This window comes from Pseudomonas sp. 2835 (assembly GCF_050435905.1).
GTDB lineage: Bacteria > Pseudomonadota > Gammaproteobacteria > Pseudomonadales > Pseudomonadaceae > Aquipseudomonas.
Genome location: NZ_JBNDLE010000003.1, coordinates 298,685 through 323,206, shown reverse-complemented (window position 1 = coordinate 323,206; position 24,522 = coordinate 298,685). Strand labels below are relative to the sequence as shown.

The following is a 24,522-nucleotide window of genomic DNA, read 5'->3' as shown; positions in this document are numbered from 1 at the left end:
TGAGCTCGATAACCTAGAGCGCGCGGTCCAGGCCGAAGCGTTTTTTCAGCACGCGCTGCAGCAAGCCCCGCGGCAGCCAGTTTTGCAGCAGCGGCAAGGCGCGGCTGCCATTGCCCAGGCGTACCAGCGCCGCCGGCTCTGGCTGGCGCACGGCCTTGAGGACATCGCGGGCAAAGTCGGCCGCCGGGGTCGGTTTGTCCTGGGAGGCGCGCGAGCGGGCCCGGATGCCCTCGCGCAGCGGCCACCAGGGCGATTGTTCGCCGATCAGTTGTTCGGCTTCGTGCCCGGCGTTGCTGGCGAACTGCGAGGCAATCGCGCCGGGCTGCACTTCCATGACCCGTATGCCAAAGGGCGCCACTTCCAGGCGCAAGGCTTCGCTCAGGGCGTGCACGGCCGCCTTGGAGGCGCAGTAGGCACCGGCGAACGGCGTGACCAGCACCCCGGAAACACTGCCGATGTTCACTACCAGGCCTTTGTTGCGGCGCAGCGCCGGGAACAATGCGCGGGTGACCCCGACCACGGCGAACACGTTGGTTTCGAATTGCCGGCGCATGGCCTCGGCGCCGCCATCGAGCAGCGGCCCCATGGCGCCGTAGCCGGCGTTGTTGATCAGTACATCGAGGCCCCGGCCGTGCTGTTCCAGTTCGCCGGCCAGTTGCGTCAGCGCCTGTTGGTCATTGACGTCCAGTTGGCGGGCGGTGAAGCCGCTGGCGGCCAGGCGGTCTACGTCCTCGGCCTTGCGCGCCGTGGCCCAGACCTCGAAGCCGGCATTCTTGAAGGCCTCGGCCAAAGCCAGACCGATACCGCTGGAGCATCCGGTGATCAACACGCTGGGCATGAGCTGCTGTCCTTGAGCAGGGGGGGTACTGGATGATAGTTCAGCAATCTGCACTTTCAATGCACTTTCCAACTGATCGGTGCAAATGCCGGTCCAGAGGTGGCGTTGGTTTGCCGTGTCATACAGCAGTTGAGTGGGCACGTGGGTCACCGGTGGGCGCTGAATTTCGCGGGACAGTGCCCTAAAGGTGGCGAAGGTCAGCTGATAGAAGTCAACGCAGCCCCGATAGCCCTTGTCGGCCAGGGTTGTCATGTTGCGCTTGGCATCGGCACACGCCGGGCAGGTGTCCGAATACACCAGAATCACCACGGGCCTGGCCAGCGGTTGATGATGATTGATCCGTTCGAACAGTTGCTTGAACTGATCCTGAACCGCTGGCGATGTATCGACCATGACCTTACTCCGCTAGGCAGTGAAGTGTGCGGAGTCATTCAACAGGATTTTGCCGCTTGGGTAACCTGACAAAAATACCAGGTGCTCAGTCGGCGAAGCTGCCTTGCAGGTGCTCGGCGCGGTAGTCGACGCTCTGCGGCCGGTAGCCGGAGCGCAGTGGCGGCAACGGTAGGCACTCCTGCCAGCTGGCGCCGGGTTGCAGCTCGCCAGGGCCGCGGTAGCGTGGGGCGGCGTAGGTGTTTTCCGCCAGGTTGACGGTGTCCCCCGGAGCATAGGCCGCTACCCGCCAGCGCAGTTCCACCAGTGGTACTGGATTGCCGTTGTTGATGTGCACCTGCAATGGGCGATCGGCGGGGCAGTGCTCGGGTGCGTAGGTCAGGCGCAGCTCCAGGTGGGCCAGTTGCCTGGCTTCGCGGTTGTCCAGCCAGACCACCCACAACGCCACCAGGCCCAGGCCGAACAGCGCCGCGAGCGAGATCGGCAGGGCCTTGGCCGGGTAGCGCAGCAGCAGGACCAGCCAGGTGAGGATGAGCAGGGCGCCGATGAACATGGAGCGAACCTTGTGGGCGGGGGTGCTTTCATCCTAACCAAAAAGTATCGCGGGGCAAGCCCGCTCCCACAATGTGTAGGAGCGGGCTTGCCCCGCGATTGGGGTTTTACTGCGCGATGGTCTTGATCGAGATCCCGCGCTCGATCGGTGTCGAGCGTCCGTAGATATCTTCAAAACGCTCGATATCGTCCTCGCCCAGGTAGCTGCCCGATTGCACCTCGATGATCTCCAGGGGAATCTTGCCCGGATTGCGCAGGCGGTGCACCGAAGCGATCGGGATGTAGGTGGACTGGTTTTCGGTGAGCAGGAACACGTTCTCGTCGCAGGTCACCTCGGCGGTTCCGGACACCACGATCCAGTGCTCGGCGCGGTGGTGGTGCATCTGCAGCGACAGGCTGGCACCGGGCTTGACGGTGATGTGCTTGACCTGGAAACGCCCGCCCATGTCCACCGAGTCGTAGGAGCCCCACGGCCGGTAGACTTCGCAGTGGTTCTGGGTTTCGCTGCGGCCCTGTTCGTTGAGGGTGTTGACCAATTGCTTGACGCCCTGAACCTTGTCCTTGTGGGCAATCATCATGGCGTCCTTGGTCTCGACCACGACGATGTTCTCAAGGCCGATCACCGACACCAGCTTGCCGTTGCCGTGGATCATGCAGTTGTGGCTGTCCTGGACCACCACGTCGCCCTTGGTGACGTTGCCGTTGTGGTCTTTTTCATGCACATCCCACAGCGACGACCAGCAACCGACATCGCTCCAGCCCGCCGACAGCGGCACCACGCAGGCGCGCTGGGTCTTTTCCATTACCGCATAGTCGATGGAGTTGTCCGGGCAGCAGGCGAAGGTGGCTTCGTCGATGCTCAGGTTGTCGCCGTCTTCGGCGCTGCGCTCCAGGGTCAGCAGGCACGTGTCGTAGATATCGGCATCGTGCTTTTTCAGCTCTTCAAGGAAGCGGCTGGCGCGGAACAGGAACATGCCGCTGTTCCAGAAGTAGCCACCGGCACGGACGAACTCGGCGGCGCGTTTTTCATCCGGCTTCTCGACGAACTGTGCCACCCGGCTGACGCCTTCGGGCAACAGCACGTCCTGGCTCGACTTGATGTAGCCGTAGCCGGTTTCCGGCTTGGTCGCCGGCACTCCGAACAGCACCATCTCGCCGCGCTCGGCGGCCACGGTGGCCAGGGCCAGGGCGCGTTGCAGGGCTTTCTGGTCGTCGATCACATGATCGGCCGGGAGCACCAGCATCAGCTCGTCACGGCCTTCGTTGACCAGTTTCATCGCGGTCAGTGCTACTGCCGGCGCGGTGTTGCGGCCGAAGGGCTCCATGAGGATGCCCTGGGTTTTCAACTGCAGGCTTTGCAACTGCTCGCTGACGATGAACTTGTGGTCTTTGTTGCAGACCACGATGGGCGCGTCCATGCCGTCGAACACCAGGCGCTCGATCGTCTGCTGGAACAGGGTGTGTTCACCGGTCAGGGCCAGGAACTGCTTGGGGAATTGCTTGCGCGACAGCGGCCACAGACGCGAACCGCTACCACCGGACAGAATGACTGGAATCATGGGTGTTCTCCAAAAATAGAAATAGGCAGGTGGTTAACGGGTGGATACCGGGCGCTTGACCCAGACCGGCGACAGGCTGCTGCCGGAACCGGTGACATACAGCACCGCTGCTTCGCCGCGCTCCAGCGCCACAGGCTTGAGGTCGCTGACTTTCTTGTCGCCTTCATACAGCGCCAGGCTGACCTTGACCGGGTTGATCTCGCGCTCGCCACGGGCCTTGGCGGCCACCGGCTTGACCACTTCGGTCTTGCCGTCGGCGGTCTTCAGGGTCAGGGCCTGGTTACTGAGGTTCTGTACCCGTACCAGGGATTTCTGCTTGTTCTTGAACGGTGGCTCCTCGACCAGTTGCGGCTGGCCCGAGGTGTTGTTGACCAGGGTGTAGTAGTGATCGGCGGCGAGCTTGACCGGCAGGCTCTGGCTGCCGACCTTGGCGCTGTAGTCGCCCTGGGGCATGAAGCTGAAGTCACTGCTGCCCTGGGCTGCTACTTCGCTGATCTGAGTGTTGCCAACGCTGGCGCTCACCGGCTGGGCGCTGGCGTTGTAGATGCGCACGAAGGTCGAGCCCTTCGGCGCGGTCGGGCCATACAGCGCGGCGTCGGCGCCGGCCAGGGCTTGCAGCGAGAGCAGGCTAAGACCAGCGGCCAGGGCGCAGGCTTTGGCGATGCGAAGCTTTGGGGTATGCAAGGTCATGTGCGTTTCCTCTTCAGTTTTCCGTCCGATGGGACGACAGGGCCAGGTCTTGATTGGCATTGCGGGTTTTTTTCAGCTGGGCGATCCACTGCGGATCGAAAGCGCTGAGGTCGTTTTTCATTGGCAGATAACGTTCCGGGAACTCCCAGATCAGCACTTGCGGCGCGCTGTTCTTGAAGGCGTCGGTTTGCAGGTACTTGAGCATTGGCAGCAGCGGGCCATGGCCGTCCTCGGCGTAATTGACCACGTCGCTGCGCAGCGCTTGCTGCAGGGCTCCGAGGAAGTTCCAGTTGGGGTTGGCGCTGTAGCTGGTGCCGATCAGCGCCACCGGGATTTCACTGTCGGCGAACAATGCATCGCCACTTTCACCCTCAGCCTCGGCCGGGCGGGTGCTGCGTTTTTGCAGGCTGTCCGGCGGCGGCAGCAGGTTGCTGAACAGCGGGTCGAGCGGCAGGAAGTTGGTCAAATCGCCCTTGTACGGCGCGCTCTGGCGCTGTTCGGTAACGAACTGCTGCGGCTCGCCGTTGAGCAGGGTCTGACGGGCCACGGCGGCGGCCAGGTGCTGGGCGACCACTTCGGCGCCCATGGGCGTCCAGTGGGTGTCGGTACGCAGGAACACCTGGCCACGGGCCTTGGCCTCCTGCAACGGCGCCAGCAAGTCGGGGGCAAACACGCCGGCCTGGCGGGCCTGGGCGTGGAACTCGTTGTACAGGTCAGTGTGCAGGCTGGCCGGGGTCTGTTCGCCGACATACTCCGGATACAGCCGCGCCTTGGCCGGCACAATCGCCAGCACCAGTTGCACGCCGTGCTGTTTCAGGGTGTCACGCACACCGCGAATCAGCGCGAGGTTTTCTTGTTCGTACTGGTCGCTGTTGGCCACCGGCTTGAACTCCTCGTCACTGAACAGCCAGTGCTCGCGGCCCAGCACCACGCCCGGGCGGCCTTCGTTGAACAGCTTGAAGTCCAGCGCCGCCCACAGGTTGGTGCCGATGCGCTTGAGCGGGAACTGCTCGTCGTAGTGGGTCTCGGCGGCCTTGGCCAGCTTGCCGTCCAGGGCGGTCATCTGCGCAGTGCGCTGGAAGCTGCCCAGGCCGCCCAGCGACCACAGGCCCAGGCCCAGCAACAGGGCGAGGAACAGCAAGGCGTAGAGTTTGCGTAAATGTCGGGTCATGGTCGGCTCGCTCAGAACTGGAAGTAGAGGAACGGCGAGTAGCTTTGCGCCGAGAGCTTGAGGATCGAGGCCACGAACAGCAGCAGTACCAACGCGCGGGTGGCATACAGGCCCCAGTCCAGGCTCAGGCTGCCGTCGGCATGCACGGCCACCGGGCTGGCCTTGGGCTCGGGCCTGGCGTTGCGATAGAAATCGCGCAGGCCGAAGTACGCCAGGGTCACGTAGGCCAGCACCAGGGTTGCCACTTGCAGGCCGGTGAGGCTGGCGCGGTTGAGCTCAGACAGCTGCCAGTCGCCGAAGCTGAACATGGCGCCGTACATGCGCGCGGCGACGTGCAGGTTTTCGGCACGGAAGATCACCCAGCCCATCACCACCAGCAGGAAGGTGAAGGCCCAGCGCACCAGATTGAAACGCTGCGGCGCGGCGTTGATACCCAGGGCCCGCTCGATCGCCAGCCACATGCCGTGCCAGGCGCCCCAGACGATGTAGGTAAAGTTGGCGCCGTGCCACAGGCCACCCAGCAGCATGGTCAGAAACAGGTTGCGGTAGGTGGCGAAGGTGCCGCCGCGGTTGCCGCCCAGGGTGATGTACAGGTAGTCGCGCAGCCAGGTCGACAGGCTGATATGCCAGCGCCGCCAGAACTCGGTGATCGACTGGCTGATGTACGGTTGCTTGAAGTTCTCCATGAAGCGAAAGCCCATCATCAGGCCCAGGCCGATGGCCATGTCGCTGTAGCCGGAGAAGTCGAAGTACAGCTGCGCGGTATACGCCAGGGCGCCGAGCCAGGCGTCACCGGTAGTCGGGTTCTGCAGGGCGAAGCAATGGTCGGCGACCACCGCCAGGGTGTCGGCGATGAACACCTTCTTGATGAAGCCCTGCATGAAGCGCGTGCAGCCTTCGGAGAACTTGTCGAGGGTGTGGGTGCGGTGGTTGAACTGGTCGGCCAGGTCCTTGAAGCGCAGCACAGGGCCGGCGATCAGGTGCGGGAAGATCGCCACGAAGGCGGCGAAGTCGATCAGGTTGCGGGTTGCCGGGGTGTCGCCGCGGTACACGTCGATGATGTAGCTGATCGATTCGAAGATGTAGAACGAGATGCCGATCGGCAGCAGCACATGGGTGAGAATGAACGGCTCAAGCCCGAACGAGGTCATGATCGCGTTGATGCTGTCGACGCCGAAGTTGGCGTACTTGAAGTAGCCGAGGATGCCCAGGTCGACCGCAACCCCCAGCAGCAGCCAGCGTTGGGCCGGCTTGGTGCGCACGCCGGCGGCGCCGACTTTCAGGCCGATCCAGTAGTTCCACAGGGTGACCCCGGCGAACAGCGCCAGGAAGTCCACCCGCCACCAGGCATAGAACACGTAGCTGGCCAGCAGCAACAGGGCGTTGCGATAGCGTTGCCCGCTCAGGTAGTACAAGCCGAGGAAGATCGGCAGGAACAGGAACAGGAACACGTTGGATGAAAACACCATCCCGATCTCTCCTTGTTGTTAGCAACCGGGGCAGCAGCCCCCCAAACCCCCCGTAGAAATCCCGGGAGAAACCAGATCAAATGTGGGAGCTGGCGTTGCCAGCGATGGGCTGCAGAGCAGCCCCAACAGCAGCAAGGCTGTGCCTTGCATCGCCGGCAAGGCCGGCTCCCACAGGTACAGCGCGAAGCCTTACTTTTTCTGTTCGGCCTGCGGGTCATAGACCCGGGTCAGGTCGCCGCCCAGGCGAAAGCTCTTGAACGGCTGCATGTCGTGCTTGCGCCCGAGCACATCGCTGTTGCAGCTGTAGAGGCTGCACCAGGGTTCGAGCCAGGCGTATTTGCTGTCGATCTTGAGGTCGTCCATGTCCTGCTTCTCGCCGTTTTTGCTTTTGAACGGGCTTGGGTCTTTCGAGCCCGACAGCACCCGCTCACCCAGGCGTTTGAGCGCGCCGTTGTTTTCCGGGCGCACATCGACACCGTTGGCCTGGGCGAAGCTGGCGATCATCGCCAGCGGCGGCAGGGCATAGTTGTGGTAGGCCAGGGCGCGCTGCTTGCGCTTGAGCTCGTTGGGCAAGAAGCCCTGGGCGTCGACCTGGTTGGCGGCCACGCGGTATTCCTTGATCGACCAGTCGAACAGGTCGCGGCGGTCGGTGGCGACGGCGGTGGCCATCACCGACCAGGCCGCCCAGTAGGAGTGGTTGTTGATCTTCTCCAGCGGCAGGTCGCTCCAGTCCTTGACCACTTGGTCGGCCAGGCGCCCGAACCATTTTTCGATCAGTTCGGCCTGCTGGTGGTGCGCCGCCAGCGGCTGGGAGTTGGAGAACTTCAGGCGCAGCCAGGCCGAGCTGAGGCTGCCCAGCGCCCATTTGCGCATCGACTTGCCGGTGTGGTTGTAGTCGGTGGACATCAGCGCATCGGCGCTGGCCCAACTGCTCAACCATTGCAGGGTGCAGTCGAGCTGCTGCGGGCGGCCATCGCGCATGTACTGCATGACTTGCTTGCTGACCCCGCGCTCCAGGGTGGTGATGCTTGCGGTGGAGTCGCGGAAGGCCTTTTCCGAGGCTTTGTTCAGGGTTGCGCGGGCCTTGTCCGAGCCTTCGTACTTGCTGCGAAACTGCAGCTTGTCGGTGTAGGGCGTGGGGATGGCTGCGCATTTGAAGTCACTGTCGCCGGTCTTGAGTTTTTCGATCCCGGCGTAATAGCCCTGGGGAGGGACCAGCCCGGCGGCGTGCGCGGCCGGGCCGAACAGGGCCAGGGCGAGCGCGAGCGCTGCTGCAGGGGATGTGCTGAAATTTTTCATAGGCGCCTCACTTTCGTTTGCACAGCGTGGCTTCGACTTTCTGGCTGCCGCTTTCCGGCCCCTGGACTTCGACGGCGAGCAGGGTCTGGGCGGCCCAGTCCTCATCCTCGCGCAGCTCGAAGGCAAAGCGGCCATCGGTGTCGGCGGTTTCCGGCTTCTCGATCTTCAGGTCTTCGTGGCGGCCGTTCATGTACCAGAGGGTGGCTTGCAGGGTCTTGACCGACTTGTCCTCAAACTGGATATCCAGTTGGTGACGGCCATTGGTCAGGTCCTTGATCACGCCGTTACGGCCGTTGACCATCAGCTCGTTCTTGCCTGGCTTGAGTGCGGTGCTGGCGCTCATCTGCGCCGGCTTACCCTCGCAGCCGTTGTCGACCAGGGCGAGCATCTGCCGCCAGATGGTTTCCTGGTCGAGGCGGTAGAGCGGCGAGAATTCCCAGATGAGGATCTTCGGCGGGTTCTTCTGAAAGTCTTCGCTGCCCAGGTACTGGATCATCGAGCCTTCCAGGCCGCCGCCGGGGAAGGCGACGTTGAGCACGTCGGCGCCGATGTACTGCTCAAGGAAGCCCGAGAAGTTGTAGTTCTTGCCGCTGTGGCTGGTGCCGACCAGGGTGATCTGCGGGTTGCCGGAGTCGCCGAACAGGTCGTCACTGCCGCTCTCGCCCTTGGGCTCGGTGACGAACTGGTCTATGTACTGCACTGCATAGCTGGTGCCGCACAGTTGCCCGGCGACGTTGTGCAGGGTGCCGGTCTTGCCCATGCGCCCGGACTTGTGGCTCTCGAACTCACGCTTGGGTACGTCGGCGAAAGCCGGCATCTTGTGCACGCTGTCGGCAACGATTTTTGCCGCGCGCTCGGCGCCGTACGGGGTCCAGTGCTGGTCGCCACGGAAGTAGAAATCCTTGCCCTGGTCGGCCGCGGCCAGTTGTTCGTTGGTCAGCGGCGACAGGTCGGGCACGGTGTAGCCCATCTGGCTGAAGCGCCCGAGCATGGCCTGGTAGTTGTGCAGCGCCTTGGCGTAGTTGAACGCGGCCTTGTCGGCCGGCTTGAGCATGTTGCGGTTCACCAGGCCACGGGTCGGCTGGTAGACGATCACCAGCTCCACGCCCTTGGCCTTGAACGCATCGTGCAATTGCTGCAGGCGCCGGTAGCCGGCCGGGGTGGTGTTGAATTCGGTGCGCAAGTCTTCGCGGGTGCGGAACAGCCAGTCGCCCTGGGCTTGCACCAGGGTGGTGAAGTTCTGCTGGTAGCGGGTAGTGTAGCGGCTGGCGTCGTGGGCCTGCGGGCACAGCTGGCAGCACGGCTCGGCGGTAAAGTTCGGTGCCTGGACCTGCTCGGCCGAGGCCTGGGCGCTGATGGCCAGCAGGGCGGCGGCAAGGCCGGAAAGGCTCAGCAGCTTGGTCAGTTGTGGTTGCATAAGATTGGCTTCCTCAGTCCAGCATTTCGGTCTGGCGCTCGACCGGATCGATCAGCACGGCTTTGCCCTGACGCACCATCAGGTCGAGAATCTCGTCCTGGCGTTCGCCCAATACTCCGGAAAAACTGATGCCGCTGGCCTTGCTCGGCGCCAGCATCGACACCCGGTAAAGCTCCACGCTCAGCGGCGAGTCGATCGACAGCGGGCCGCTGCCGTTGGCCGCCAGCTCGCCGCCGACGACGATCAGCGAGACCTTGGTGTCGAACGGGTCGAGAGCGATGTCGCGGTCGGTCTCGGACAAATCCTTGATGTGCCCGTAGACGCCGACCAGGCCGTTGGCCATGGCGACGTTCTCGTATAGGCGGATGTTGACGCTGTTGCGCACGCGAATGCCGTGGCGGCGGTTGCTGATCAGCTTGTTGCCCCAGATCAGGTTGTCGCCGCTCTCGTACAGGGTGATGCCGTCGGTGTGGTTGCGGTAGATCTCGTTGTAGGCGATCAGGTTGTTGACGCTGTTACGGTCGATGACCACGCCCGAGAGCTTGTTGTCATAGCTCTTGTTGTTGATGATCCAGCTGTCGTTGACCTCGCGCGAGACGATGATGCCGTGCTTCTTCTTGGTCCCGTACACGGTGTTGCCGGCAATGATCAGGCGGTGCGAGCGGTCGTGGGGGTCGATGCCGTAGACGATGTTGTCGCGGTAGGTGCTGTCCTTGACCACAAAGTCGCTGGTTTCGTAGCAGTAGAAGCCGTACCACATGTCGCTGAACTCCGAACCGATGATCCAGCCGGTGGGTTCCGGACGGCCCATCTGCTTGGCCATGTTCGGCGTGTACTGGGAGATGCTCACGCCATAGGACTTGCTCTTGGCGTAGCCGAAGCTGGCCATCTTGCTGTTGACGATGTAGGTCTCGGTGCCGCCCCACGACAGCAGGAACGGGCGAAATTCCTTCGGCGAGCGGAAGGTCGCCGGGCCATTGTCCTTCTCGCGCCAGCCGGTCACTTGGGTGTCGCTGACGAACAGCTTGCCGTCATTGACGATGAACGAGCCGCCTTCCTGGGACAGGCGCAGTTCCTTGACCTTGGCGTCGATCTCCAGCACGCCTTTTTGCCCGACCACGATCGGCAGGCGCGCCAGGTACACGCCCGGTGCGGTTTCGCGCAGGTACTGGCTGGGCACCTGCTTGCTCAGCTCGGTGAAGTTCACATGACCGTCGTCGATGAAGATCGCCTGGGGGATGCCGTGCTGGCGCGCCACCCATTCGGCCATCTTGTTGTCGCCGCCGATGAACTCCTTGAGGCTGTTTTCCTGGAGCATGCGCCGCACCGAGACCTTGCCCTTGTGCCTGCGGTCGATCTTTTTCTGCACCGCTTGCGCGCTATAGCCGGACAGGTCGGGCAGGGTCGGCGCCGGGATCTGCAGCGGCTCGATCGGCGCGCTGCTGACAGTGTAGGTCTTGGCTTGCTGCAGCTCCTTGGCCACCGGCGTCGGCGCCTGGCCGTTGGCCAGGGCGATGCTGCTGGCCAGCAGCAGGGTGCCGGCCAATAAGGCGTGGAGCTTGTTCGGTTGATGGCTCATTTGATTGCACCCCAGGCGTCAGAAGCGCCAGATCACGTCGACGAAAGCGCGGTGCATGTAGGAGTCCGCTTCCTTGCCATAGGCATCACCGGGCTTGAACACGCCGCCACGAAAGCGCACCAGCGCCGACGGCTCGTCGATCGACTGGCTCAGCGCGGCCGGCAACAGGCCCTGCTTGAAGTACTTGGTGACCACCAGGTCCATCTCTTGGCCGAGATCTTTCTCGCCCTGGATCAGCGGCCGGTTGATGCCGTTGTCCTCGACCACGGCGTTGATGCCGCTGCTGCCGATGTTCTGGTCGCCATCGACGCGCCAGAACTTGTGGTAGATCAGGCTGGCGTCGTAGTCGTCGCGCAGTTGCCAGGAGGTGAACAGGGTCGCCGCCTGTACATTGCCCAGCTCGCCCCGGAAGGCTTCGCCGAAGCGGTGCACGCGCGAGCGGGTACCGGTGAAGTTGGAGCGGTTGCTCTCAAGGCCGGTCTGCTCGTAGTTGCCCGAACCGTCGCTGCCACCGCCGCCGCTGCCGCGGGCATAGGCGGCGCCGACCTGCCAGTTGGGATCAAGGCGCAGGCGGATACCGAGGTCGGTGGCCCAGGCATTGACGTCACCGCTCTGCTTGCCGTTGGCCACTTGCTCGCCGTTGACTGTGGTGGTGTTGAGGCTGTCGCGATCGCCGGTCAGCCAGGTCAGGCTGCCCCAATAGTTGACGCGGTTCTGGTTGCGCCAGTTGTAGGCGTCGCTGTTGGCTTCAAGCCCCAACCAGGTGAGGTCGCCGGTGCGGGTCTTGTCCAGGGCGTCGACGGTTTCGCCGGGATTCTTCAACTTGCCGTCGTCGTGGGTGTGGTGGGCGCGCAGGCCGACCCAGTGCCCGGGCGTCCATTGCGTGGCAACGTCGCCGTAGAGGTGCAGGCGGTCTTTGTCTTCCGGGGCCAGCTCGGTAAGGTCGGTGCGGTACTCGCTGAAGCGCTCCGCCACGCCCAGATTGGCGCGCAGCAGGGTGGTGTCGAAGGTCCAGTTCAGCGCTTCGATATTGGTGTCGCGCCACATGCCGTCATCGTTGCGCAGGCGTTGGCGGCCAAAGCGCAGCTGCTCGCCGGGGTAGGCGGTCAGGCCGCTGTAGCCGACCCAGAACTCGCGCATGGCCAGGTAGCTTTTATCGGCTTCGCGACCATGGGCGCGGCCGCTGTCGGACTCGGCCTCATCGCCGGACTGGCGCAGGGTGTCGGTCTCGATGATGTCGCTGGCCGCTACCGCCTGGCCCATGGCAAAGGCGCTCCAATTGCCGCGCTCGCCGTACACCCAGGGGCGCAGGTCCAGACCCAGGCCGTTGACGTCGCCGCCGGAGCGGGTGCCCAGGTCGCGGTCGTCTTCGGACTGGCCGGTGATCTTCACGTCCAGGCCGAAATTCTTTTCAGCGGTCATCGCCGCCAGGGTCGGGCACGACCAGAGCAGGGCGAAGCCCAGGCCAAGGCCTGCTTTCATCCACGGATTGAGTGTCATAGGGAGTCCTCGCCTTGTTCGGGTTGCGCTTGGGCCTGCAGGGCCAGGGCGTCGGGGCCCGCCCCCATGGCGCCACGGGCCTGGCGCTCTTGTTGCAGCAGGCGCTCAGCCTGGGCCTTTTGCGCGGGAGTGAGTTGCTGGTCGAGCTGGGCGGCCAGCTCGCGCGACTGATCGCTGGGGTTGGCTTGCGCCAGCTGGCTGAACACCCAGGCGTTGACCAGGTCCTGGCGAATGCCGTGGCCTTCGCTGAACAACTGGGCCAGGGCGTAGTCGGCGCTGAGCTGGCCGCCGCGGGCAGCGCTGAGCAAATGGTCGACGGCCTTTTGCGGATCGACGCTGCCCAGGTAGCCGCGGCGGTACAGCTGGCCCAGGTAGTAATGGGCGCTGACTTCGCCGGCGTTGGCGGCGCTGAGCAAATGGGTTTCAGCCTTCTGCGCGTCGGCCGGTACGGTCTTGCCTTCGTAGTACAGGCGACCCAGCAGCAACTCGGCGCGCGGTTGTTCGGCGGCGCGGCCCTTGTCGATGTATTCCATCAGCTTGTCGGTGTCGCCAAGCTCAGGGAAGTCGTAGAGCAACTGCGCCAGGCTGACCCAGGAACCGGGATTGACCGGCGCCACCTGTTCGAGTAGGGCCTGGGCGGTTTTCTCGTCGGTCTGGCCGAGGCTGCGGTCGGCCAGGACGCGGGCCACGCTGTCGACCCGGGTGGCCGGGATCGCGCCGCGCTGGTAGGCGCTTTTGACTTGCTCGACCAGCGCCGCTTGCTGCTCGGGCTGGGCGCGCTTCTGGTAAACGGTGGCCAGTTCCACGTAGCAGATGTCGGTGCTGGTCAGCGCCGCCTTGCAGATGCGCTCGACCTCATCCAGGTGCTGGTCGTAGCTGTCCTGGGTGCGGTACAGCAGGATCTGGGCCAGGCCGGCTTCGGGGTAACCGGCGGCGCGCCACGTGTCGATCTGCTGCTGGGCATTGATGCCGGGGAAGCTCTGCGGGTATTGCAGGTAGAGCATCGCCAGCGGAATCAGGGTGTTGCCCTCGCCATTGGCGAAGGCTTTTTTCAATAGGGTCTCTGCTTCCTGGCGCTCGGCTTCGCTGGCGTCCGGCTTGGCCGCCAGCAAGCGGCCGAGGCGGGCCTGGGCGCGCGGCGAAATATCAGCGGCGGCGCGGTAGGTGGCTTCGGCCTCCTTGAGCTTGGCCGGGTCGCGGGTTTCCACCTGGATATCGGCAAGGCCCACCTGGGCTTCGCTGTAACCGAGGTCGGCGAGCTGGCGGTAGTTCTGCTCGGCCAGGGCGGTGTCACCACGCTTGAGCGCTTCGTTGGCCAGGCGCTGGTCGGGCAGGCCGGCGCAACCGGCCAGGCTGATGGCCAGGGCCAGGCCGCACAGATTGAGAATGTAGCTGGACCCCTGTGGGAGCCGGCCTTGCCGGCGAAGCAAGGCGCAGCCTTGCCCATTGGGGCTGCTGCGCGGCCCATCGCCGGCAAGGCCGGCTCCCACGCAGAGGGTGGCAATTTTGCTGTTCACCGGCATGTCTCCCTTAGAGCCCACGGGCCACGGCTTTGTCGATCAGCCAGTCCAGCGACGGGCCACGATTGCTGTCCACCGCCACCGGGCGGCCGGCCAGTTCGCTGGGCAGCGATTCGTCCGGCTTGATTTGCACGCGGATGTCCGACGACAGGTCCTCGCTGTTCAGGCTGGTGCTGCTGACGATCTGCCCGGTACGGGTCTGCTCTTCGCCAGCGACGGTGAAGTGCACGCGCGAGCCTGGTTTGACGTCGTCGAACTGGCGGTAGCTGAAGCGCGCTTCAACGGTGGGAATGGTGGTGCGCGGGACCAGCTGGAAGATCACCTGGCCCTTGCTCGCATACTGGCCGTCATCCACCAGCTGGCGGGCAACCACGCAATCGCAGGGGCTGGTCAGGGTGCCGCTCATCTGTTTGCCGAACAGCTCCTCGACCTTGGCTGGCTCCAGTTGCTGGTCATCCAGGTGGCCCTTGAGCATGTCCAGCATGCTGGTGCTGAACGAAGCCAATGGCGCGCCCTTGACCACCTGGCCGCCGCTCTCCACCAGGCCCTGCACGGTACCGTCGCGCGGCATGGTGACGTTGCTGGTCGGCACGCTGACCACCCCGGCCTGGGCATGGCTGACGAAGTACAGGCCGTACACCGACTTGGCGATAAAACCGAACGCGGCCACGCCGACCACGAACACTCCGAGGCTGAAGGTCACCGCGCGCAGGCGGCCGAAGGCGCTCATGCCGCCGCTGGCGTCTTTCTGTTTGCGCGCTTTGGTGAAGTTGTCACGCTGCAGGGTGCTGAGTACGTCGCCGATGGTGATCAGCTCACCCGACAGGTGCGAGGTGATGATGTGGCGCAGGGTGGCGATGTCGCGGGGTTCGAGGTTCTGGAACTGCACGCCGCTGCGGCCGCTGGACGGGTCGAAGGAGCGCACCTGGAACTCGATGTCCATGGCCAGGCCGAGCTTGTCGACGGTGAACTGCAGGCGCCCGCGCAGCACTTCGCCGACTTTCAACGGGTGCTTGGCATGGAAGCTCAGGCCGCCGGCAGAGAGGTCGTCGACCTTCACTTCCAGGGTTTCGCGGTTCTCCCCCAGGTAGCGCAGCTTGGCCGGGATGCGTACCCGGGCGTGCTGGCGCTGGGCTTCGGACTCATGCACGACATTGACGTTCACGGCGGTATTCATGGCGATTTGTTCCTGTTTAATCCAATCGGGTTCCGGCTCACACGACCATGAACAGCACAGCGATGAAGATGCTGGCCGCCGAGAAGGTCATGGTCCGGGAGGACCAGGTGTTGAACCATTGTTGAAAGCTGGCGAGGTCGCGTTTGAGGGCAGTGGGCTGGCGGGTCCAGGACTGCTTGTCGAGGCGGAAGAACACGTAGATCTTCATGATCGCGCCGACGATCTGGTTGTAATAAAGAATCAGCGGGTAGGCCGGGCCGATGTTGTGGCCCGAGCACAGCAGCATCAGGGTCAGGATCAACCGGGTGATGCCGATCCACAGCAGGTACACCAGAAGGAACGCCGGGCCGAACTTGAGGCTGGCGATCACCGCGACGGTCAGGCCCAGCAGGCTGGTCCACATCGACACGCGCTGGTCGAACAGCACCACGCTGGTGAACAGGCCCAGGCGGCGGATGCCCAGGCCCAGGGCGCGGGAGTTCTGCCGCAGGTTGTTGCCGTACCAGCGGTACATCAGTTTGCGGCTGGCCTTGATGAAGCTTTTTTCCGGTGGGTGCTCGACCGTGTTGATCGCCGCATCCGGTACATAGAAGGTGTCGTAGCCCAGGCGCATGAGGCTGAACCAGCTCGACTTGTCGTCGCCGGTGAGAAACTTGAAGCGGCCCAGGCGCCAGTGCTGCAGCGAGTCGTTCTCGACGTCGGCGATGAACTCGGGGTTGGTCACCACGGCGGCGCGGAACACCGACATGCGCCCGGTCATGGTCAGCACGCGCTTGGACAGGGCCATCGAACACATGTTGATGTGGCGTTGGGCGAAGCGCAGCTTGTGCCACTCGCTCATGATGTAGCCGCCACGCACTTCGCAGAATTCGTTGGTAGTCAGGCCGCCGACGTTGCCGAACAGCTTGAACCAGGGCACGGTCTTGCGCACCACGCCTTCGCCGAGCACGGTGTCGCCATCGATCACCGCGACCACGGCGTTTTCATCCGGCAGGTGGCGGGAGATGGCCCGAAAGCCGTAGGCCAGGCCGTCGCGCTTGCCGGTACCGGCGATGCGCACGAAGTCGAGGGTTACGCGCTGCGGCGGGTTGTATTTCTCCCACAGGCTTTTCACCAGCAGTTCGTCGGACATTTCCACCAGCGAACACACCACAGTGGTCGGGTAGCCGCAGTCGATCGCTTCGCGGATCACCGAGCTGTAGACCTGGGCGGTGGTCAGGGCATCGATGCGAAAACTGGTGACCATCAGGTACACATGGGACGGGTCGGCGGCGCTACCGAGCTTGCGCACCTTGCGCCGCAGGTAGGGGTAGACCACGTAGAGAAACAGCATGCCGCGGACAAAGTGCGTGGCACCCATGGAATAGCGCCAGATACCGACGGCGCCGACCAGGAAAATGAAGTCCTTCGAGTCGGGGTCGAAAATGGAGTTGGGCAAGGCCAGGGCGATCAACATGAGCAGGCTCACGTAGAACAGCCAACCGGCGACCTGTAGCAGGCCGTGCTTGAGCCTATGCATGTTCTGCATCCGTATCGAATGGAAGGGGCGTTGATGGCGCGCGGGGCCGGGCGACCCCGCGCAACCTGCGGGTTACCAGCAGATACCTTCGGTACGGCTGCTCGGGCAGGAGGCCTTGCTCATGAAACCGACCAGGTCGATGACCTGCTTGCCGGCGGGCGCCTGCTGGGCCAGGGCGCGGAACTTCTCGTCGCGGTTGCCCAGCACGATCACGTCGGCGTGGTTGATCACCTGCTCGAAGTCGGCATTGAGCAGCGACGACACGTGGGGGATCTTCGACTCGATGTATTCCTTGTTGGCGCCGTTGACCCGCGCATACTCGACGTTGCTGTCGTAGATGTTCAGGTCGTAGCCCTTGCCGATCAGACGTTCGGCCAGTTCCACCAGCGGGCTTTCACGCAGGTCGTCGGTGCCGGCCTTGAAGCTCAGGCCGAGCAGGGCGACCTTGCGCTTGTCGTGGCTTTCGATGATGTCGAAGGCGTTCTGTACCTGCGACTCGTTGCTGGTCATCAGCGAGTTGAGCAATGGCGCCCTGACGTCCAGGCTGCCGGCGCGGTAGGTCAGGGCGCGCACGTCCTTGGGCAGGCACGAGCCGCCGAAGGCAAAGCCCGGGCGCATGTAGTATTGCGACAGGTTCAGAGCCTTGTCCTGGCAGACCACGTCCATCACCTCACGGCCATCGACGCCGACCGCTTTGGCGATGTTGCCGATCTCGTTGGCGAAGGTAACCTTGGTGGCGTGCCAGACGTTGCAGGTGTACTTGATCATCTCGGCCACTTCGATGTCCTTGCGGATGATCGGCGCATCGAGTTCTTCGTACAGTGATTGCAGAAGGTCGCCACTGGTCTTGTCCAGTTCGCCGATGACGGTCATGGGCGGCTGGTCGTAGTCCTTGATCGCGGTGCTTTCACGCAGGAATTCCGGGTTGACCGCCACGCCGAAGTCGACGCCGGCCTTTTTCCCCGAGCAGTCTTCGAGGATCGGGATCACCACGTTCTTCACCGTGCCCGGCAGCACGGTGCTGCGGACCACGATGGTGTGGCGGCTGGATTTTTCCCGCAGCACGAAGCCGATTTCGCGGCACACCGATTCGATGTACTCAAGGCCCAGGTCGCCGTTCTTCTTGCTCGGCGTGCCGACACAGATCATCGACAGGTCGCTGTCGCGAATCGCCGCGGCAAAATCGGTGGTGCCGCGCAGGCGGCCATTGTCGATACCCTGTTGCAGCAGGGCTTCGAGCCCCGGTTCGACAATCGGCGATTTGCCTTGGTTGATCAGGTCGATCTTGGTGGTGGATACATCGACGCCAATCACTTCATGGCCACGTGCCGACAGGCAGCCAGCACAGACTGCACCCACATAACCCAAACCAAAGATGCTGATACGCATCGCATTCACCTCATGTGTTTATCACGCCGGCTCAATGAGAAGAGCCAGACCGGGGTTGATTAACCAGCAGTTATCGGGCACACGGGGACCTGGCAAAAAGATGTCACTTCACCGTGTGCAGGCATATAAGTATCAAGTGCAAAAGTTTCTGCACTTAAAGTTGGCAGCCAAAGGCCAATAATTATGGGCGTGCCCTGTTATGCAGCCGTCTTTATTGCAGATCGGTTACCCGGAACTGCAGTGCTTGTTCTTTCAAGTGAATAAAATCCTTTGAAATCAACCACAAGGACGATTTGTAGGGGCGCGTTTCTCCTGGGTTCAACTGTTGGTCGGGTTGCCGACACTCAAGTCAAAGTTGTCTGGATGCACAACGACTGTGCGCTCCAATCACTGCTGTAGGTCATCTCTCACATAACGCTCGAGAATCGTTACGGGTGGTATGAGCGATGGCTGAGGGGATAAGTTCCAGAGGCGGTTCAGGGGCTGTGAAAGATTTTTTAATATTTTATCTGATGGCCATACTTTCACTTTGATAGCACTTGTCAGTTTCGTCCCTGTATATAAAGGACGAACTCAAGGGGGGATGTTTTTGTGCCAGTACCAGAAAATTTTTTTCAAAATTCGTCAAAAAATTACGAACGGTCTTATGGCGTTTTGCGATAAAGCTGGAGGGGTGGTTTTTTGGCGTCAGGATTGTGGCGTATTTATCGCGGGACAAGTCGGGCCGCACCGCCGCTCCCACACCGACGGGTAGGAGCGGCGATGCGGCGGCCCGACTTGCCCCGCGATAGCTTTTACTCGTCCGCGTGATCGCGCAGGAACACCAGGTTATCGGCCTTCGACAGCTCGGCACTGTAGTAGTAGCCCTGCACATCGAACTGCTTGAGCTGCTCGGCATCGTTGATGCGTTCCTGGATCACGAAGCGGCTCATCATGCCGCGGGCCTTTTTGGCGTAGAAGCTGATGATCTTGTACTGGCCGTTCTTGAAGTCGCGGAACTCGGTGTTGATCACCCGCGCCTTGAGGGCCGTGCGCTTGACCGCGCTGAAGTACTCGTTGCTGGCCAGGTTCAGCAGCAGGTCGTCGCCTTGCTCGGCCAGGGCCTGGTTCAACCACTCGCTGATGCGCGTGCCCCAGAAGGCATAAAGGTCCTTGCCGCGAGCGTTGGCAAGCTTGGTGCCCATCTCCAGGCGGTAAGGCTGCATCAGGTCCAGCGGGCGCAGCAGGCCGTACAGGCCGGAGAGCATGCGCAGGTGCTCCTGGGCGTAGCTGAAGTCGTCTTCGCTGAGGGTTTGCGCGTCGAGCCCGGTGTACACGTCGCCCTTGAACGCCAGCAGCGCCTGCTTGGCGTTGTCCGGGGTGAAGGCTGGGGTCCAGCTGCCGAAGCGGGCAGCGTTGAGGCCGGCGAGCTTGTCGGAGAGGTGCATCAGCTCGCTGATCTGCGCCGGCGACAGTTCACGCAGCTGCACGATCAATTCCTGGGAATCGTCCAGGTATTGTGGCTGGGTGTAGCGCTGGGTTACCGGCGGGGTGTCGTAGTCGAGGGTCTTGGCGGGGGAAATCACCGTCAGCATCAGGTCGGCTCCTTTATTCGTGACGGCGATTCTACGGGGCGGGGGCGGCGATCTCCAGCTATCAAGGCAATAGCCACAGACCATCCCGACACTTGGCGCTATAGTGCGCGGCGAGGAAAACGGAGAGCCCGATCGTGCGCATTGCCCTTCTTTTACTGGCTGGCCTGTTCAGCGTCACAGCCCAGGCCGCGCCAGCCCCGGTCGCCACTTTCGACCGCAGCCACTGGCCAGAGCAGATCGACAGCCCGGCGCTGTTCGATGTCGCCTCGCGCGCCGAGATCCTTGGGTTTGCCCGGGTGCTGGGGGAAAGCGAAATGCTCGAGCAGAATGCCTTGGCGGCGCGGTTGAACCTGCGCCAGGTCAATCTGCTGTCAATCAACACGCTGCGCCAGCGCCTGTGGCAGCGCTTATGGCGCAACTACGACCTGGCGCAGAAGAGCTGCGAGCAGGATGCCTCGTTCTGTTATGCCATCGACGACCTGGTCGATTTTCGCAAGCAGACGGCAACCTTCGAAGTCGCCGCCGACTCGTTCTATGCTGGCTGGGCCGAGCCAAGCAGGGCCTTTCATGAGCGCTACCTGGATGAACTGCTGCGCAAGGCCGCGCTGTTCCCGCAAACTACCAGCGAGATCGAGCGCTTCTCCGACCTTGAGCGCAATGGCGACGAGCTCAACGACCGGTTGTTCATGCTGACCTTCGACGGCGGCCCTTCACTGGCAGGCGGCAGTACCGATGGACTGACCGAGTTCCTGCGCCGGCAGCGGCTCGGGGCGACTTTCTTTGTGCTGGGTAACAGCCTGCAGAATCGTCGCGACAAGACTTCGCTGGCTGACCTGCGGGCGCTCTACCAGGGCCAGTGCGTAGGCCTGCAAGGCTGGCAGTACCGCTCGCATGGGCAATGGCAGGGCTGGAAGGATTCGGTGCTGCGCAGCCAGGCGCGGGTGCAGGGCGACTTGCCGGAGCAGTATGTGCCGTTGTTCCGACCGCCTTACGGCCAGCGCCGTAACGACAGCCAGGCATTCTTTGCCAGCCAGCATCTGCAGGTGGTGTTGTGGGATATCGATGCCCAGGATCGGGGCGCGCTGAGCAGTGAGCAGTCGGCCCAGCGGGTGCTGACCTTGATGCTGCTGTGGCGCAAGGGCCTGATCCAGTTTCATGACGCCCAGCCCAAAGCGCAGGAGGCAGTGGCCTGGCTGCTCAAGCAAACGGCGCAAAGTGGAATTGGCTGGGAAGATTGCCGTAATTTCGGCGAAACGCTGTGAAAAGGTAAGGTGTGTTCGGCGAGCGGGAATGAAACGTCGCAGCCATTTCACATGACTGGATTTATGACTGTAGCGGTGCTTTGCCCCTGCGCCAAGGGCTAATTGGCCGATCGAAAAATAAACTTCAAAAAAACGTAAAAACGCTTTTTTCGGTCATGGGTTTTGCGGTATTACGAAGACAGACCGCCGAACCCTGCAGCACAGGTGGCGTCCTACGGCCCATTCTTTGTTCGCAGCTCCCTACCCGTAACGACGCGGACCAGGGGAGAACCGGCGGCCACTTCACGGCGCAGCACCGCCCAGGTATTGCGTCGTCTGGCTCCCACAAAGGTGACCGAGTATGGATGATCAAGGACGCACCACTTCCTCCAACCAGCCAATCCTTTATGTGCTCGATACCAATGTACTGATTCACGATCCAAACGCTTTGCTCAACTTCGAGGAGCACCACGTCGCCATCCCGATGACGGTGCTGGAGGAGCTCGACAAACTCAAGACCGGCAAACACACGATTGCCGCCGAATGTCGCCAGGCCATCCGCCTGATCGACCAGACCCTGGGCGATGCCTCGCCAGCCGATGTCGAGCAGGGCGTGCCGATCCAGCGCGGCAAGAGCGGCCCCAAGGGCTTCCTGTCGATTCTCATGAGCCCGCGCAACGAGCCTAACCGCCTGCTGCCCGAGAACCTCAACGACAACATCATCATCAACCAGTTGCTCGAGCTGCGTAGCCGGCGCAAGGAACTGGATGTGGTGCTGGTGACCAAAGACATCAACATGCGCCTCAAGGCCCGCGCCTGCGGGATCGCGGCCGAGGACTACAGCACCGACCAGCTGGTTGACGATGTCTCCTTGCTGTCCAAGGGCTATCATAGTGTCAGCGGCTCGTTCTGGGACCGCGTCAGCAAGGTCGAGACTCGCCAGGACCATGGCCGCACCTGGCACCGGGTGCAGATGATCGACAACCTGCCGGCCGTGCACATCAACGAGTTCATCATCGACGAGCAGGGCTTCGTCGGCTGGATCAAGGGCATCAAGGATGGCGAACTGGTGCTGCTCGACCTGCACCAGGAGCCGCTGCTGCACCAGGAAGCCTGGGGCCTCAAGCCGCGTGACATCCACCAGAGCCTGGCGCTGTTCGCCTTGCTCGACCCGGACATTCACCTGGTCAACCTGACCGGCGCGGCCGGTTCCGGCAAGACCATCCTGGCCCTGGCCGCTGCCATCGAGCAGACCATGGTCAGCAAGCGCTACCGGCGCATCATCGCCACCCGCAGCGTGCAGGGGCTGGACCAGGAGATCGGCTTCCTGCCGGGTACCGAAGCAGAAAAAATGGAGCCCTGGCTCGGGGCGATCACCGACAACCTCGAAGCCCTGCACATGGATGACGAAAACACCCATGGCAGCGTCGAGTACATCCTTGAGCGGGTGCCGCTGCAGTTCAAATCGCTGAACTACATTCGCGGTCGTAGCTTCCAGCAGAGCCTGATCCTGATCGATGAGTGCCAGAACCTCACCCCGCACCAGATGAAAACCATCATCACCCGTGCCGGCGCCGGTTCCAAGGTGATCTGCCTGGGCAACCTGGCGCAGATCGACACCCCTTACCTGTCCGCCACCAGCTCCGGCCTGACCTACCTGACCGAGCGCTTCAAGGACTTCCCCAACGGCGTACACATCACCCTGCAGGGCGTGCCCCGCTCGATTCTGGCCGAATACGCCGAATCGCACCTGTAACCCGGTACGGAGGTTGAAAAAAAGCCCGCATCAGCCGATGCGGGCTTTTTCATTGCTGGTAATTTTATTTCCAGCCGCGGCCAAACGCACCCCAGCCGGTGAAAATTACGCTCAGTATGGTGTCGTCCTTGTCGAGAATCAGCAGGTAAGGGCTCTGCCCGGTATAACCAATGACTCCCGGCCGAATCTCGGTGACTTCACCTCCACCCGCATTTTTGCAAATCTCGTTGGCCAACGCCTTGCTGAATGTCTTGCCAATGTAGGGAGCAAAGACGGGTTGCATTTTTTCGTAGTCTTTCGCGTTCATGACCATATCGGTGCCTCCTGGCATCAGGTTAGGGGGGCCGCAAGGTTGCAGCCCTGGCAGCTTCTACCTGTCTAAGCATTAGTGTGTGGTAGATGAATACCGCAGGTTTAAAGTCCAGGCATTGTCCGCGCTGGTCGCAAAGGCCTGACTCGAGGGTTTACAATCGACTGTCCTGAAACAGGAGTAACGCTGTGCTGACTCATCTCGATTCCCAAGGTCGCGCCAACATGGTCGACGTCACCGATAAAGCCGTGACGTCGCGTGAGGCCGTGGCCGAAGCGCGGGTGCGCATGCTCCCGCAAACCTTTAACTGCAAGCCTGCACTTTCGCAGGCTTGCAGTGTTTCAGTCTATGGTTGCGCTATCTCGTATGCTGGTACTTTCTGAATGATTCGTCCGATGGGTAACATGTAGCGTACAAGCGATCAAGGTGGTGGAGATACCTGCTGCTAAGAGAACGCTGGCGATGTTGGCCAATTCCGCTAGCCAACCACCCAGTATGGGGAAACTGATGAACAGAGCGATGGATAGAGTGCGCACAGTCGCAAATGTCGTACCCAATTTGTTAGGGGGACAAGTGAGTTGCAAAGTGGTTGTGAGGCCCTGAGTTGTCAGGCCATAGGCGAATCCGGCGAGAAGAAAAAGTAGCGACAAGAGATTAAGCTCGAAATACGCAGGAAAAAAGCTGAGAGATCCGACTGCGAGTACTGCGAGACCAAAACACATCGACGCTATTGTGGAGCAGATACGCGAACCACTACGATAAAGGCGTGGAAACAAGAAGCCTGCAAAAATGCCGCCCAGTGCAGTTGCACTGACGATAACGCCGAAAGACGTTGCACTTTGTCCGTTCCCCTTCAACAGCAAGCTCAATAGGGAGTCGTATAGACCCAAGGCGGCTGACTGGGAAAGTATGCACATTAAAAAAATACGTGCGGTCAATTGTTTTTTGAAAAAACTATAGATTTGTCGGTTGCTGGTTTTTGGAATTAAAGGACATGTGGCCTCGCTTCTCATGATCCTTGCAGATAGTAAAGTTACGAATAGTAAACCGCACAAACACACAAAAGCGGAAAGTAAAAAACCGGCTGACTTAAAACTCAATCCTGTGAGAATCCCAGCTGCAAGGGGGGATACGATTTTTACGGTTTGATCTATTATCATAATTAATGAAGTGTTACGGATAATCTGCGGTGCGGACAGCAAGTTTCTTGTGAGAACGACTTCGGCCGCTGTTGAGCCAAGGTTAGATAAGCCCTTTAGCATTGTAAATGCCAAAAACAACTCGACGGAAGGGGCTGCAAACAGAGCGCAAGATGCAATGAAACGAATACAGAAACTGACCGAGATTATTATGCAGGGGTTGAATCGGTCTGCCAATGATCCTAGATAAGGGCCAAAGAGAAGTGCCGGAATCCCATACAAGGAAGCTGCTAATGCTAGCGTTTGTGCCGAGGCATCGAAAATGAAAGTTAGCGTCGAAAAAATGAGTATGAAGTCGAGCCATAGTACAACAGAGCTGCAGAACCGGATTCCACACAGAGAGAAGTAGTTCTTGGTGCTGATCTGTTGCACT

At 61.9% G+C, this 24,522-nt stretch carries 19 protein-coding genes and 1 pseudogene; 3 read left to right on the top strand and 17 right to left on the bottom strand.

Features of this window, described 5'->3' with window-relative positions:
• Positions 1-13 precede the first annotated feature (13 nt).
• The 15 genes from ABIE20_RS05655 to yaaA form a co-directional block, all read right to left on the bottom strand.
• Complete coding sequence (locus ABIE20_RS05655; RefSeq protein WP_429503694.1) at positions 14-838, bottom strand: SDR family oxidoreductase; 825 nt, start codon at positions 836-838, stop codon at positions 14-16.
• A 478-nt stretch (positions 839-1,316) separates the two neighbouring features.
• A complete protein-coding gene (locus tag ABIE20_RS05650) occupies positions 1,317-1,781 on the bottom strand; it encodes a multidrug transporter (RefSeq protein WP_429503488.1) in 465 nt (154 codons plus the stop codon).
• 106 nt (positions 1,782-1,887) lie between these two features.
• Positions 1,888-3,339, bottom strand: a complete 1,452-nt coding sequence (locus tag ABIE20_RS05645) for a mannose-1-phosphate guanylyltransferase/mannose-6-phosphate isomerase (RefSeq protein ID WP_429503486.1) — start codon at positions 3,337-3,339, stop codon at positions 1,888-1,890.
• 33 nt (positions 3,340-3,372) lie between these two features.
• Positions 3,373-4,029, bottom strand: coding sequence for an alginate O-acetyltransferase AlgF (locus ABIE20_RS05640; RefSeq protein ID WP_429503484.1), 657 nt, complete (start codon positions 4,027-4,029; stop codon positions 3,373-3,375).
• Positions 4,030-4,042: 13 nt separating this feature from the next.
• The gene (locus ABIE20_RS05635) at positions 4,043-5,200 is read right to left on the bottom strand and encodes an alginate O-acetyltransferase (RefSeq protein ID WP_429503483.1); all 1,158 of its coding nucleotides are present in this window, start codon (positions 5,198-5,200) and stop codon (positions 4,043-4,045) included.
• Positions 5,201-5,211: 11 nt separating this feature from the next.
• Positions 5,212-6,669, bottom strand: coding sequence for an MBOAT family O-acyltransferase (locus ABIE20_RS05630; protein ID WP_429503481.1), 1,458 nt, complete (start codon positions 6,667-6,669; stop codon positions 5,212-5,214).
• A gap of 189 nt (positions 6,670-6,858) precedes the next feature.
• Positions 6,859-7,968: a mannuronate-specific alginate lyase gene (locus ABIE20_RS05625; protein ID WP_429503480.1), complete on the bottom strand. Its 1,110-nt coding sequence runs from the start codon at positions 7,966-7,968 to the stop codon at positions 6,859-6,861.
• Positions 7,969-7,975: 7 nt separating this feature from the next.
• Positions 7,976-9,385, bottom strand: coding sequence for an alginate O-acetyltransferase (locus ABIE20_RS05620; protein WP_429503478.1), 1,410 nt, complete (start codon positions 9,383-9,385; stop codon positions 7,976-7,978).
• A 13-nt stretch (positions 9,386-9,398) separates the two neighbouring features.
• A complete protein-coding gene (gene algG / locus ABIE20_RS05615) occupies positions 9,399-10,964 on the bottom strand; it encodes a mannuronan 5-epimerase AlgG (RefSeq protein WP_429503476.1) in 1,566 nt (521 codons plus the stop codon).
• Between the two features lie 18 nt (positions 10,965-10,982).
• Positions 10,983-12,464 (bottom strand): alginate export family protein, encoded by a 1,482-nt coding sequence (locus ABIE20_RS05610; protein WP_429503474.1) that lies wholly within the window; start codon positions 12,462-12,464, stop codon positions 10,983-10,985.
• On the bottom strand, positions 12,461-13,894 hold the full coding sequence (gene algK, locus ABIE20_RS05605) for an alginate biosynthesis TPR repeat lipoprotein AlgK (protein WP_429503693.1): 1,434 nt from the start codon (positions 13,892-13,894) through the stop codon (positions 12,461-12,463). The genes ABIE20_RS05610 and algK overlap by 4 nt, the downstream gene beginning before the upstream one ends.
• A gap of 100 nt (positions 13,895-13,994) precedes the next feature.
• Positions 13,995-15,161 carry a PilZ domain-containing protein gene (locus tag ABIE20_RS05600; protein WP_429503472.1) on the bottom strand — a complete coding sequence of 389 codons (1,167 nt, stop codon included), beginning with the start codon at positions 15,159-15,161 and terminating at the stop codon, positions 13,995-13,997.
• Positions 15,162-15,198: 37 nt separating this feature from the next.
• Positions 15,199-16,689 (bottom strand): mannuronan synthase, encoded by a 1,491-nt coding sequence (alg8, locus tag ABIE20_RS05595; protein WP_177329156.1) that lies wholly within the window; start codon positions 16,687-16,689, stop codon positions 15,199-15,201.
• 63 nt (positions 16,690-16,752) lie between these two features.
• A complete protein-coding gene (locus ABIE20_RS05590) occupies positions 16,753-18,069 on the bottom strand; it encodes a nucleotide sugar dehydrogenase (protein WP_429503470.1) in 1,317 nt (438 codons plus the stop codon).
• Positions 18,070-18,863: 794 nt separating this feature from the next.
• Entirely contained in the window at positions 18,864-19,643 is a 780-nt protein-coding gene (gene yaaA / locus ABIE20_RS05585) for a peroxide stress protein YaaA (RefSeq protein WP_429503468.1), read from the bottom strand.
• A 134-nt stretch (positions 19,644-19,777) separates the two neighbouring features.
• Between yaaA and ABIE20_RS05580 the strand changes: the two genes are divergently transcribed.
• The gene (locus ABIE20_RS05580) at positions 19,778-20,905 is read left to right on the top strand and encodes a polysaccharide deacetylase family protein (protein WP_429503467.1); all 1,128 of its coding nucleotides are present in this window, start codon (positions 19,778-19,780) and stop codon (positions 20,903-20,905) included.
• Positions 20,906-21,245: 340 nt separating this feature from the next.
• A complete protein-coding gene (locus tag ABIE20_RS05575; protein WP_429503465.1) occupies positions 21,246-22,640 on the top strand; it encodes a PhoH family protein in 1,395 nt (464 codons plus the stop codon).
• A 64-nt stretch (positions 22,641-22,704) separates the two neighbouring features.
• Here ABIE20_RS05575 and ABIE20_RS05570 read toward each other — a convergent pair whose 3' ends face one another.
• Entirely contained in the window at positions 22,705-22,953 is a 249-nt protein-coding gene (locus tag ABIE20_RS05570; RefSeq protein WP_429503463.1) for a hypothetical protein, read from the bottom strand.
• 185 nt (positions 22,954-23,138) lie between these two features.
• Here ABIE20_RS05570 and moaC point away from each other — a divergent pair.
• Positions 23,139-23,252: pseudogene (gene moaC, locus ABIE20_RS05565) on the top strand (cyclic pyranopterin monophosphate synthase MoaC); the annotation flags it as partial.
• A gap of 39 nt (positions 23,253-23,291) precedes the next feature.
• Here the strand turns inward: moaC and ABIE20_RS05560 are convergent.
• Entirely contained in the window at positions 23,292-24,521 is a 1,230-nt protein-coding gene (locus tag ABIE20_RS05560; protein WP_429503461.1) for an MFS transporter, read from the bottom strand.
• Between the last annotated feature and the right edge of the window lies 1 nt (position 24,522).